Origin of the sequence: Planctopirus limnophila DSM 3776 (assembly GCF_000092105.1) — a bacterium.
Lineage (GTDB): Bacteria > Planctomycetota > Planctomycetia > Planctomycetales > Planctomycetaceae > Planctopirus > Planctopirus limnophila.
This window is the reverse complement of record NC_014148.1, coordinates 299,341-311,876: the sequence shown is the minus strand read 5'-3', so window position 1 is coordinate 311,876 and position 12,536 is coordinate 299,341. Positions and strand designations below refer to the sequence as shown.

At 54.6% G+C, this 12,536-nt stretch carries 7 protein-coding genes; 5 read left to right on the top strand and 2 right to left on the bottom strand.

Annotated features, from left to right (window positions below; all coding sequences use genetic code 11):
• Positions 1–184: 184 nt before the first annotated feature.
• On the top strand, positions 185–3,016 hold the full coding sequence (locus PLIM_RS01225) for a M16 family metallopeptidase (RefSeq protein ID WP_230849369.1): 2,832 nt from the start codon (positions 185–187) through the stop codon (positions 3,014–3,016).
• A gap of 220 nt (positions 3,017–3,236) precedes the next feature.
• Here PLIM_RS01225 and PLIM_RS01220 read toward each other — a convergent pair whose 3' ends face one another.
• Both PLIM_RS01220 and rpmA read right to left on the bottom strand, forming a co-directional pair.
• Positions 3,237–3,560 (bottom strand): tetratricopeptide repeat protein, encoded by a 324-nt coding sequence (locus PLIM_RS01220; RefSeq protein ID WP_013108522.1) that lies wholly within the window; start codon positions 3,558–3,560, stop codon positions 3,237–3,239.
• Between the two features lie 665 nt (positions 3,561–4,225).
• On the bottom strand, positions 4,226–4,489 hold the full coding sequence (gene rpmA, locus PLIM_RS01215; RefSeq protein WP_013108521.1) for a 50S ribosomal protein L27: 264 nt from the start codon (positions 4,487–4,489) through the stop codon (positions 4,226–4,228).
• 254 nt (positions 4,490–4,743) lie between these two features.
• On the opposite strand from rpmA, the gene PLIM_RS01205 reads away from it, so the two are divergent.
• The 4 genes from PLIM_RS01205 (at position 4,744) to PLIM_RS01190 (ending at position 12,521) form a co-directional block, all read left to right on the top strand.
• Positions 4,744–6,570 (top strand): ATP-binding protein, encoded by a 1,827-nt coding sequence (locus PLIM_RS01205; protein ID WP_315849974.1) that lies wholly within the window; start codon positions 4,744–4,746, stop codon positions 6,568–6,570.
• A gap of 100 nt (positions 6,571–6,670) precedes the next feature.
• On the top strand, positions 6,671–7,408 hold the full coding sequence (locus PLIM_RS01200) for an alpha/beta hydrolase (RefSeq protein ID WP_013108519.1): 738 nt from the start codon (positions 6,671–6,673) through the stop codon (positions 7,406–7,408).
• Between the two features lie 49 nt (positions 7,409–7,457).
• Positions 7,458–8,012 carry an RNA polymerase sigma factor gene (locus tag PLIM_RS22230; protein ID WP_013108518.1) on the top strand — a complete coding sequence of 185 codons (555 nt, stop codon included), beginning with the start codon at positions 7,458–7,460 and terminating at the stop codon, positions 8,010–8,012.
• Positions 8,013–8,093: 81 nt separating this feature from the next.
• Positions 8,094–12,521 carry an outer membrane protein assembly factor BamB family protein gene (locus PLIM_RS01190; RefSeq protein WP_013108517.1) on the top strand — a complete coding sequence of 1,476 codons (4,428 nt, stop codon included), beginning with the start codon at positions 8,094–8,096 and terminating at the stop codon, positions 12,519–12,521.
• The last annotated feature ends 15 nt before the right edge of the window (positions 12,522–12,536 follow it).

Genomic DNA, 12,536 nt, shown 5'->3' with positions numbered 1-12,536 from the left:
ATCAGGATTCGTTGGCGAAGCTCGGTTGGAGTGTTAGGATCATAAAGTGCTGAGGGATGTTCACTGGATGAGCAATCTCTGAACTGGCCCGGCCAATCACTCACGAGTTGAACTGCTCAGGCCGGCTTCCCTGCGATAAACACAATTCTAACAAATGGAGTGGAACCGGATGATCCGCAGGACGATGCGTCTCTTGAATCAAGTGACAGCACAGGCTGTTCTGGCCCCGGTGTTATCGACCCGGATGTTTTTAACCCGGAAGGGTCTGACCTCTCGACAATCTGTTTTATCTGGTGCTGCCCGCCTCTCCCTGCTGGCGATGGTCATTGTCAGCCAGATCATCTTCTGTTCCTCCAGTTCAAAAGCCGAAATGCCCATGAAAGTTACTGAGATCGAAGGGATCAGCGAATACAAACTCGAAAACGGCCTGCGCGTGCTCCTGTTTCCAGATCCTTCCAAACCCACTGTGACAGTCAACCTGACGGTCTTCGTCGGGTCGCGTCATGAAGGTTATGGCGAAGCCGGCATGGCTCACCTCCTCGAACACATGCTCTTCAAGGGGACACCAGATGTTCCCAGTGTCCCCAAAGCCCTGCAGGAACGCGGTGCCGACTTCAATGGCACGACCTGGCTCGACCGCACCAACTACTTTGAAACGCTCCCGGCCCAAGGCGACAACCTCGAGTTTGCCATTCGCCTCGAAGCCGATCGCATGATGAACAGCCATGTCAAAGGAGAAGACCTCACTTCCGAAATGACGGTCGTGCGTAACGAATTCGAACGTGGTGAAAACAGCCCTGCTTCCATCCTTGGTCAACGCATGATGGCTGCGGCCTTCGAATGGCACAACTACGGCAAATCAACCATTGGTAACCGGGCCGATATTGAACGAGTCCCGGTTGAACGTTTGAAATCGTTCTATCGCAAGTACTATCAGCCTGATAACGCCATGCTCGTCGTCGCGGGCCGCTTTGAACCCAAAGAAGCCTTGCGGATTATCGGCGAAACATTCGGCAAGCTTCCTCGGCCCACGCGCGTGCTCGATAACACTTACACCGAAGAACCTGCTCAAGATGGTGAGCGTCAGGTCGTTCTCCGCCGGGTGGGAGATGTCGCTGTCGTCGGTGCGGTTTATCACATTCCTTCCGGGGCTCACCCGGATTTCGTGGCCATCGACGTTCTCGAATCGATCCTTACCATGCAGCCCTCGGGTCGATTGTACAAAGCTCTGGTTCAAGGCAAGAAAGCCGCCAGTGTTTCCGGTGCCGCCTATGCCCTGCATGATCCCGGTGTGCTTCGATTTATGGCCGAAGTCGCCGCTGGTAACGATCCACAGGTCGTCCTCGATTCCATGCTCGATGTCCTCAATGAGACCGCATCAAAAGGCGTCACTCAGGAAGAGCTCGAACGCGCTCGCTTGCGTCTGCTCAAGCAGCGGGAAATGGGAGCTTCAGACTCTGCCGAGATTGCCATCGAACTGAGTGAGTGGGCCGCCCAGGGGGATTGGCGATTGTACTTCCTCTATCGTGATCGCCTCGAAGCCGTCACTGTCGAAGACGTCAACCGCGTGGCCAAGGCGTATCTCCAGCCATCCAATCGAACTGTGGGCCTGTATATTCCCACCGAAAAGCCCGAACGCACTTCGGTTCCTGCGACTCCCGAACTCGCCAAGATGATTGGGGATTACAAGGGCCGCGAAGAAACCTCCGTGGGCGAAGCGTTCGACGTCAGCCCGCTGGCGATCGAAGAGCGTACCCTTCGCACCAGGATTGATGGCGTCCAGGTTGCCATGCTCCCCAAAAAGACCCGTTCTTCAACTGTCGTCTTGCGATTAACCCTCCGCTATGGCAACGAAAAATCACTCTTTGGCCTCGCTAAGGCCTGCGAGTTTTTGCCCCCGATGATGCTCCGCGGCACCAAGTCACTCACCCGGCAGCAACTGCAGGATGCGCTCGACAAGAACTTTGCTTCACTCAGTGCTGGTGGCAATGCGGGCGAAGCGACGTTTGTCCTTGAGACCAAACGCCAGAATCTGGTGGCAGTCCTGGGCTTATTGAAGCAGGTTCTACGAGAGCCTGCGTTCCCGGAAAGTGAACTGGCTGTCATCAAGCAGCAGGTCAGAGCCAATCTCGAACAGGGTCTGACAGATCCTCAGACACTGGCTGTCAAAACGGTCTCAAAGGCTCTTTCGCCTTACCCTGCTGGCGATGTTCGCTCAGTTCCTACCGTGGAAGAAGAACTCAAACTCGTCGAAGCAATTGAAGTGGAAGGCCTCAAGCTGCTCTACAACGATTTTCTGAGTGCTCAAGTCGGCCAGATTGCGATTGTGGGCGACTTCGATCCAGCCGAAGTCGAGTCAACTCTCAAGGGAGTACTGGCCGATTGGAAGTCCGATCAGACGTACGAACGCATTAGCCGCACCGGGTCTGTTCCGATCACAGCCGAAGTGAAGCGGATTCAGATTCCCGATAAAGCCAATGCCTTCTACTTTGGTGGTGCCGTCATGCCGATGAGTGACGATCACCCCGATTACCCAGCCATGATTGTGGGCAATTATGTGCTCGGAGCTGGCGCACTTTCCTCGCGGCTGGGTGACCGCATTCGTCAAAAGGAAGGTCTCTCGTATGGGGTGGGCTCCGCCTTCCGGGCAGCCATGCTCGACCAGCGGGCCACGCTTTCCCTCTATGCCATTGCCAATCCGGCGAACATGGAAAAGGTGAATGCTGCGGTCAACGAAGAACTCGCCCGACTGCTGAAGGAAGGGGTCACGCAGCAGGAACTGGACGCCGCCAAGCAGGGCTATCTGCAAGCCCAGCAGGTTGGTCGTACAGAAGACCCCAAGATCGCCCGGCTGCTCGAAGAAAACCTTTACGCTGGCCGCACCATGCAGTATGTCGCCAAACTTGAAACAGCAATTGGCGACCTGACGACGGAAAAGGTTCTGGAAGCCGTCCGCAGGCACATCCATCCCAACCAGATCCTCACTGTGATCGCGGGAGATCTGGCCAAGGAGTAAGCCAGCCTCTCCTATTGGCTCAAGTCACAACGGTCCGGGCGTGGTCATCATGCCCGGATCGTTCTTGACTTCACGCTTTGGCAAGCTCGGCAATTCTCGAACAAGCGTGTCAACATACTGATGGAGATTGCGATTGAGATGAGATCATGCGACGTAGAGCGTGTTGTATGCTGAGTGCTAAGCAATCTACATGAATGCAGACTGATCGACGTCTGACAGCCTAATGCATTCCACTCGCCTGCATCATGCGCATGCGGGCCAGAGCTTCTTCGGCCTCGGCGATCCGTCCGCAGCGCTGACAGATGACTGACATCTGTGTGTACGAGAAACTGTCGTGAGGCTCCAACTCCGTCACCTTGCGGGCGTGAGCAATCGCTTCATCGTGGCGCCCCAGCTTCTGCAAAATAACAGCCAGTGCCGAGTAGGTCAGCACATGCTCGGGATACTCTACGAGAATGGCTTCCAGGCTCTTGGCAGCTCCATCCAGATCTCCCTGGTTCTTGAGCCGAATGGCAGCATCATAAGCATCATCAACGGCAGCCATGAGAATCTCCGAAAAGGACTGTGAGTGCAGGTCGTTGCAGAAGAATAGTTGCTAGTAGTGTAGCAGAACCACCAGCTCTCAACGACTCCTGGCAGCTTATGCGTCTCCCAGAAGATAACGGCACGGTGTTGGTTGCGAAACATGCTTTCCTAGAGCTGCTGTCTTTTACACACAACTGTTATCCAAGGGTGGCACGTCCCTGGAGGCTTTGCGGAAGGGCGTGGTCTTTACCGGGGTGGCTAGGGTCGGATGTCTTCAACCGCCCCCAGTAACAGAGCGATCCCAGCAAAGATGCATCCGAGCCATGCTTTCATGACTTTCAAGCATGTTCGCCATCAGCAATCGTCCAATGACCTGGGGGCAAACGAGGACGTTTGACCCCAGCCACCCAGTCTCCAGCCTCATCTCAAATCAATACGCAAGCAAAGTTGTGTGTAATAGACAGCTCGGAGCCGCAAGCATGTCACGCACAGTCCCAGAATTTCATCGAAAGCGTGCTCGTTACGCGATTGAGTATTGGTCAATTGAACATGGGCAGAAATGGCAAGGCCCAGCCAGCAACTAGAGTCACTGCTCGAGCAGTTCTCTCCATGCTGACTGGGCCTCAATGTACAGGCAATGCCCTGCATCGCCGAGATGATCAGACGGCAGGGGTTGATAGTCGACTAGCTGGCGACAGCCACTTCCACAGGCTTGATGTTCACACGTCGTCCTTCTTGGTCGAAGAACACTGTGCCTTCAACAAGGGAGAACAGGGTGTGATCACGGCCCATGCCGACGTTTTTGCCGGCATGCCAGCGAGTACCCCGCTGACGGATCAGAATATTTCCAGCCAGAACCAGCTGGCCGCCAAACTTCTTCACACCCAGTCGCTTGGCATTCGAATCGCGACCGTTACGGCTGGATCCTTGGCCTTTCTTATGTGCCATGACAATTCATCCTCATTCGTGCGAGATGCAGACTCAGGGCCAATTTGCCCCGAACTGCAGGTTGTTGTTGAAATCTGCAAAGCGAACACATAGTTTCGTCGCCAGAGAGAGAAAATGCAACTTCGCAAGAACAGATTGCAAATTCTTTCTGCATAACAGGTTACGTTTGGTTTCGAGAGATTGTGCCAGTTTGACTTTGGCCCATTCGCACTTCAATCTCTGATAAAGACCCCATGAATCTGCCCTCTGAGTAGCTGGAGACGACAAAAATTCCCATCGCGAGAGCCTCACTTCTGATCGTTCAGGGGGCGGATCAGGGAACCCGTTTTGAACTCGGGGATGTTCCGATCACGATCGGTCGCAGTCTGCATAATCCTGTGCGGTTGCTCGACACCGAGGTCTCGCGCACTCATGCCGCCATCGAACGCGAAGGCGACAAGTTCGTGCTCAAGGATCGCAACAGTTCGAATGGTACATTTGTTAATGGAGCGCAGGTCAAGTCGCGAACACTTAAACCCGGTGATCAGATCCAGATTGGCCGGACAATTCTGCAGTTCCTTCAGGGAGATCATGTCGGTTCCAGACGGGCGGCAGATCGTGTCGAGTTATTGCATCAGGCCGATGGGACGGATCGATCGAGCATTGTGGGGCAAATGGCTTTGACGGGCGGATTGCCCCTGAAGGATTTGCCTGCTGCTGTTTCGAACAATACCGATGCCCGACTCCAGGCGACGATGAATCTGCAGATGCTCTATCGCATTTCGGAGGAAGCCGTTCGACCGTCGTCATCGATGACGCAGATTCTGCAACGCATGCTGGATCTTGCGATTGAAACCTTAGGAGCGGATCGAGGCTGTGTCCTCTTGCGGGATGCAGAGACGGAAGCACTGCAAGCGGTCGCAGTCGGTTTTCGCGGGCAGGAAAGCACCATTCAGGACGAAAGCTCCTCTCTGGGTGCATCATTCAGAGAGGGAACATCAACTAAAGAAGCCTCAGCAGCTAAAGACCCTGGAGAAAAGACAACGGGCAGAATTCCCGTTTCTCGAACCATCGTCGATTATGTTGTCAAAAGTTTGCAGGCTGTCAGGACATCCGATGCCCGGCACGACAGCCGCTTTGAAACCGGTCAAAGTATTGTGAGGGCCGGTATCCGCGAAGCGATGTGTGTCCCACTCCAGGCCCGCCACGAACTGATGGGTGTGGTTTATCTTGATATCACATCGTCGGCTGAAGAAATGATTCTGTTAGGAGATCAGCCGCGATTCAGCGAAGAGCAACTGCGTGTGCTCGCGGCCATCGGTCGGCAGGCAGCACTGGCTGTGGAGAATCAGCGTTTCCAGGAGGCTTTCGTCAAGTCGGAACGATTAGCGGCTATGGGCCAGACCATCGCCACGTTGAGCCATCATATTAAGAACATTTTGCAGGGTGTGCGGGGAGGGAGTTATCTGATTGACCTGGGTCTGGGGAAGACAGACACCGAACTGATTCGCAAAGGCTGGGGGATCGTCGATAAGAACCAGGGCAAAATCTATAACCTCGTGATGGATATGCTGACCTTCTCCAAAGAGCGTCAGCCCGAAATGAAGCTTTCACAACTCAACGATGTGGCCCAGGATGTTGTCGAGTTGATGCAGCCTCAGGCGGGTGAAGTCGAAACCAAACTGATTTTTCAGCCCGCCACTCAATTACCGACCAGCACGTTTGATCCCGAGGGGATTCACCGGGCGATTTTGAACGTCGTCAGTAACGCCATGGATGCCGTCGAACATGCCGATGATCCTCGCGTGGTCGTGCAGACAGGCTTCGATGAGCCCCGGGATCTGTTGTGGGTCTCGGTCGAAGACAATGGCACAGGAATCGCGCCGGAAAATCTGTCCAAAATGTTTCTGATGTTCGAATCGACCAAAGGAGCCCGTGGGACGGGCCTGGGCCTGGCTGTGAGCCAAAAAATCATTCGCGAGCATGGTGGCGACATCACGGTCGAATCGCAGATCGGCAAAGGATCGCGGTTTGTCCTCACGTGGCCGCGACTCGAAGATGAAACGCAAATGCCTGGCATGCGCACTCTGGTCGATGGCTGACGCGACGTAGTTCCCGTCGAACATCCCCAGACTGTCCCCTTTGAAAATTCGTCGATTGCCTTTGTGTTCCCATACCAATTTTTTCTGATGAGTTTTTTGAATGAATGATCCACAGGCTGTTTCGTTTGGCCCGCTGAATGCCGTCGCTTTTTCGCCGGAAAAGCCACAATGGCTGGTCGTGTTCTGCCATGGTTATGGAGCCTCAGGGACAGATCTCGTGGGCCTGGCCGAAGCCATCGAAGAGGCAGCGCCAGAAGTGGCTGGCCGCATGGAATTTCTCTTCCCGGAAGCGCCGATCGATATGGCCGAGTGGGGCATTCCCGGTGGTCGCGCGTGGTGGCCGATCAATATGCAGAGGCTTCTTTCGCTCACTCAGGCCGGGAGCCTGCTCGAACTGGTTGATGAAGTTCCCCCGGGCATTGAAGAGGCTTCCCGGCAATTGCAGAGCGGAATCAAGGCTCGTCTGCAGGCCCTCGATCTTCCGGAGGATCGTTTGATTCTGGGAGGGTTTTCTCAAGGAGCCATGGTCTCGACCCATCTGACTCTCACAGGAGCACTCCAGCCGCGATGGCTGGTTTTGTTTTCTGGAGCACTCATTTGCCGACCCGCCTGGACAGAATATCTTTCCAGTCATCCGGATCTGGGCCAGAAGCTGAATGTCTTTCAATCGCATGGAAAATACGATCCTGTATTGCCTTTTGCGGGGGCCCAAATGCTGGGACAGTTACTCGAATCCAGCGGAATTCCCTTGGACTTCTGGGCCTTTGGCGGGCAACATGAAATACCCGGCGGTGTGATCGAGAAATTGGCGAAACGATTCGAGTCGCTCGATCAATGATGGGCAGTGGTCTTCTCAGCAGCTTTTCTCAAATAATGAACATTGGCGGATGGTGTCAGCCGTTGACCAGGAATTGATGCAGCGAGTTCTCGAAGGAGATCGAGCAGCCTTTTCACAGGTGATTGAACTGCATCAGCGTGCCATCTATGGCTTTCTGCGGGCACGACTGGCACAGGCGGCCGATGCGGATGATCTCGTTCAGGAAGTGTTTCTGCGGTTCTACGAAGCACGCACGCGGTTCGATTCGACGTCATTGATCAGGCCATGGCTTCTGGGCATTGCCCGCAATGTCCTGCGGGAGTGGACACGAAGTGTCCGCCGCCGCCGGGAGGTGGGTTGGACAGAGCTTTGCTTCGACCTGGAATCGTTAACCGGGGGAGCTGCAGGGACCTTGGATGCCGATGTGCTCGAAAACCTTCCTCAATGCCTCGAAGCGTTAGGGCCAAGTGCCCGCCAGGCCATTGAACTCAAGTATCGCTCGGAGCAGAAACTGTGTGATATCGGGCACGTTCTTCGCCGCAGCGAAGGCGCTATCAAACTGCTGGTACATCGAGCCAGACTGGCACTGAAAAGTTGTCTCGAACGAAAACTGAAAAAAATGTGATCATCAGCAGGCAAAATGATGCGTCGTGAATTGAAACAATCAACGTTGCTCCCAATTGATGTTGAAGTGGGTAGGTAAGCCATGGCGAGTGATCAAGAACTTCTGCAGCTCGTCCAGGAAAAAACCGCTGAAGAATTCACTGCGGCTGAGATTGCATTGCTCAGGCAGCGTCTGCCTTTCTCACCCGAATTGCAGCAGGCCTTGAGTGCAAATCTTTCGTTGCAGGAAGCCTTGAGCACACATTATGCATCGATTGATCTCTCCGTCGAAAAGATCCTGTTACGGGCTGCGGACAAAAGGCAGAATGCTGCCAGCCAGAATGTCCGTCAACTGAAGCTGCTGGTGGGGTTTCTGGCAATTGCCATGCTGGTCGGTGCCGGTGCTCTCTTCTGGCCCAAAGTCAGGAATCCACTGGCGAACAACGATCTTCTGGTCGAAGAAGGTCAACCAGAAGATCGTCCAGCAGAACCTACTCCCCAGACACAGGCCACCATTGATGCTGCGAAGGCCTCCGAAGCACAACTTCTCGCACAAAACCGAGGTGAAAAGTTCGATACCACCTCGCCTCAAGGAGTTGATCCGAAGTCCGCAACGGGCAAGTCAGATCCTGCGATGACCACCCCGAATCAACCGGTTGAAGGGGCGATGACAACAGCTCAGACAGTTCCAGTAGTACCTGCAGCGGAAGTCGTCGTGGCTGCCCCGCCTCCCTGGAGCGAATGGCTGCCGAACAGTTCTCTGCCCGATCCGGAACATCCAGCAGCCATCGAGCGACAGCCAGTGAGCTACCGCGAATCAGTTTTCGCTGCCGATCTGGCGACCATGCAACTCGATAGCCTTCAGCAGAACCGCTTCAATGACTGGTTGGGGCCCGTGGCCGGTCGCCGGGCCGATCTGCACGAACATAATCATCAGAAAACCCGGACTGTGCAGGTCAATGGTCTGGCCAGGCTCAAGGCCCCCTGGTTCACGAATAGCTGTCTCAGGCTCGCAATGTTCGATGTCAACGAACTTTCGATCAATGTCTGGTCAGGGAAAAAAGGAATCCAGTTGCGATACTTCCCTCATCGGCAGCCCGCGATGTGGGTTGCTGTGGATGTCAAACGTTCCGGGCCTGATGAGGCGATTGACCGCAAGGCGGCTGGCGAACAATTCCTGGGGACTGACGGCTCCGCCTGGTCTCGATTAGGCCAGGGAACAATCGACCTGACCTGGCACGAGGGAAAACTTCTTCTCATTAAACAACGTGCAGTTCTCTTGGAAGTTCCCTTCGAGAATTGTCCCGAGCAGATTGAACTCGATGGTCAATATCGATTGCGTGGACTGGATTACCTGCGAGTGACAGATGTCCCCCGGCGTGATCCACTCGGTGTGCTCGCCACTCTCCCGGATATGGAGGCTGTGCAGCCTAAAACTTTGGAGTGGGAACCGACCAAAGATTCTCGAGGCGAGTTGCAACAGCTTGAGAGTGGTGCTGTTCTGCTGACCGGCAACTCACGCGAACAACCCGCAGAGCATTTCGCAAAACTCCCATATCAAGGTTTTTTTGATGTCAGTGTGCAGCTCAACTCGGCCACCCGCGGCACAGGCATTTATCTGGGTAACAGTGCGGGAAAACCCGTCGTCACAATACAGGTGCATCACAACCGGCGCACTGGTCGAAATGTGGTACAACTGGGGCATCCTCATCATGGTCACGACGAAGTGGATTACGATCCGCAGCATCAACCTCTACTGCACCTGGGCGAAAAACAGTGGTGGCGACTGATTGGTCATTCCGCCGGGGTGATGCTCTTCACCAGTGCCGATGGGCGAACATGGTCGCCTGTGCCGGATGGCTATACTCAGGATCTGCCCCTCGAGCCGGTCGCCACGATTGGTCTGCAATGCCTGCGAGGAGAAGCAGCACGTGCCATTGAAATTGGTCAACTCATTATCCGGCCAGCGATTCATATCGAGTCGATTGTCGATCGGAGCCTGCTGGCAAAACTTGCCAATGAAGGGCCGCGACCTGAGTTGACTCCCTCACTCTCTGAAGCCAAGTGGTCCGAGCAGGTGGAAACGAATTGCCCTGTCGGCACCAATCCTGAAGAGTGGTGGTTCGCCAACGCGTATTGGTCATTAACTCAGCCCATCTATCGAGAACTGTCTCGAAAGCTCCAGAGCCGGCTGATCAATCAAATCGTCATGGGGCGAAGACCTGCGGTTGAACGTCTGAAAGCCATGGCCTGGTTATTGCCATTACAGCATGCCTGGGATGAATGGCGTGCCCGAGAACTGGCTGGTCAATTTGGACAGATTGCTGCTGATACGGTGGATCAACCCGCCTGGCCCGACCTCGATGAATCGCTGATTCTCTGGGCCAACACACCACTCTGGACACATACCACCCTATGGAATGGTCTCGTGCGGCGCGATTCCAAAGCCCTGAATACCGCAGCACTTCTTGGCTCAGCCAGCGAGCAACTGAAAACCTCTCACGAACTTCTGGCTCGCTGGGATCTGACACATCCGGATCAGAATCCACCCTATCAATATGAAATGCTGGTCAAGCGGATGAGATGGTTACAGGCCCTCTCGTCAACATCTGGCGATGCTCCTGTTCTGTCACGCAGCTGGCGGCACCCACTCCTGCTGCAATTGAGCAAAGAGGGATACAACGCCAGTGCCGAACTTCAGGCGGCTCTGGATGGTGAAGCGTTTCTGGATGGTTGCCGGGTCATTGCCAGTCTGGTTTCGACAGATCAGGGAGAACTCCTGCCCGTGGCGACAGATCCTGATCTGTTTGTTTCATTACCCGCGGCGATTGATCGAGTCATGAAGCAATATCCGTCACTATTGGCAGTGATGCGTGACCAGATGGGAAGCACAGGCGATGTGCGTATTCGTCAGGCCATGGCCGATGGCAACATCATCTCCATTCGCAATATTACGCTGCAGTTTCCACAAACTATGGCTGCTGCTCAGGCCCATTTATGGCTGGGTGATCGCGCACTTTCGGCTGGCCAGTGGCAGGATGCCATTGAGCACTTTGCCAAGGCGGGCGCTATTCCGGATTCCACACTGGAGGATGCCATCCAACTGCGGCAATGGCTCCTGGGAGCAAAACTTCCAGATCGCTTTGACCCGGAAAAAACGCTACTCCGCCTGCGTGATGATGCACTTCAGGGAACTTCATGGGCGGGTTTGGTACAGACGCGCGAATTCCTCAAGCAGAATGTCTGGGGTGAAGCAGAAACTACAGCTCGAAACGTGGCTCTTCAGCCTGTACCGGCAGTGGCCAACAGTTGGGAAAGCCAGGTCGTTTTTCCCTTTGATCCACCCGCTGGAAAAGATGCGGATCGTTCAGAGTATCGACAGGGCGATCTGTGGACACGTCAGTTAGCCTGCCTTGAGACGGACCACCAGCTCATTCTTCATCATCGCTCGCGAACGGTGGCCTTGGATCGAGCCACATTGAATCGGAAGTGGCAAAGCGATGCCAATGAAGAACCAGGCTCAGCCATTGCCTACTCGCACCTTCCCTTTAACCCGGTGCAGGCGGGCTCACATCTGTATGTGCGACGTCTCGTCAAAGAGGGTGTAGAACTGGCAGCACTCGATCTCGAAAGTGGTGAAATCCGCTGGACATATCGCGGCGGCAACGAAGGGAGTGAAGACCGTAAGGTCAGTGTGCTTTCCGATGGCTGGTACCTCTTTTCGAGACTGGGAGTGATCGTCGAACGACCAGTGGAAAGCGATGCCGTCTCTATTGAATGGCATGTGCTCGATGCCAGAAGTGGAAAGCTGCTCGAAAGTGTGCCTTTAATCCGGATTCGCGATGTGCTCCCGGGGCAATTCAGCATCACCTCGACCATTTCTGATCAGAAACTCTGGATCACGGCTCCGGGATTGAGTGCCTGCATCACTCATCGTGGCGAAATCCTGTGGCTCAGGCGTCATGTCTGGGTGCCTCGAAGCATTGATACCCGCGAGTTCAACAAAATCTTGAATCCACCGGCACGAGTGGGAGATCTGGTGCTTGTTGAACCACCGGGTGTTTCTGGTGTCATCGCCATGCATGCCGAGAGCGGGGCTGTCCAGTGGACATTACCGATCGATGGTTTGATTGGCCGCCTGGGCATCGTGAATTCTTTATGGATTGGGCGATCCACCGATGGACTGATCGCCATTGATTGGGCGACGGGAAAAATCGTGTGGCAGACATCCATGAATGAGTTGGTCGATGCTGTTGCGCTCGATGAAGAGCAACTCCTCGTGGCCCGAAGATCTCGAACGAGCAAAGGCAAGAAAAACCTGGAGATCGTCTGGCTCGACCCTCGCAGTGGAACCATTCTCGGCCAGGGAACCATGGAGATTCCTCAGCAGGATGAATATCAGTTGGGTCAGCTTTTTTCGCTCGATCAAAGGATTCTGGGATGGGCAGGAGTGTCGAATAAACGTCAGCGGGAATTGATCGAAATCACTCCCCAGAATAATTCTCCTGATTCCACCAAAGCCTCGGATTAAGAACTCCAAGTGGAT

Bases quoted from the DNA above. Each gene is read 5' to 3' on its own strand.
- PLIM_RS01225 (WP_230849369.1), top strand. From the start codon at position 185: ATGCGTCTCTTGAATCAAGTGACAGCACAGGCTGTTCTGGCCCCGGTG.
- PLIM_RS01220 (WP_013108522.1), bottom strand. From the start codon at position 3,560: ATGGCTGCCGTTGATGATGCTTATGATGCTGCCATTCGGCTCAAGAAC.
- rpmA (WP_013108521.1), bottom strand. From the start codon at position 4,489: ATGGCACATAAGAAAGGCCAAGGATCCAGCCGTAACGGTCGCGATTCG.
- PLIM_RS01200 (WP_013108519.1), top strand. From the start codon at position 6,671: ATGAATGATCCACAGGCTGTTTCGTTTGGCCCGCTGAATGCCGTCGCT.
- PLIM_RS22230 (WP_013108518.1), top strand. From the start codon at position 7,458: ATGGTGTCAGCCGTTGACCAGGAATTGATGCAGCGAGTTCTCGAAGGA.
- PLIM_RS01190 (WP_013108517.1), top strand. From the start codon at position 8,094: ATGGCGAGTGATCAAGAACTTCTGCAGCTCGTCCAGGAAAAAACCGCT.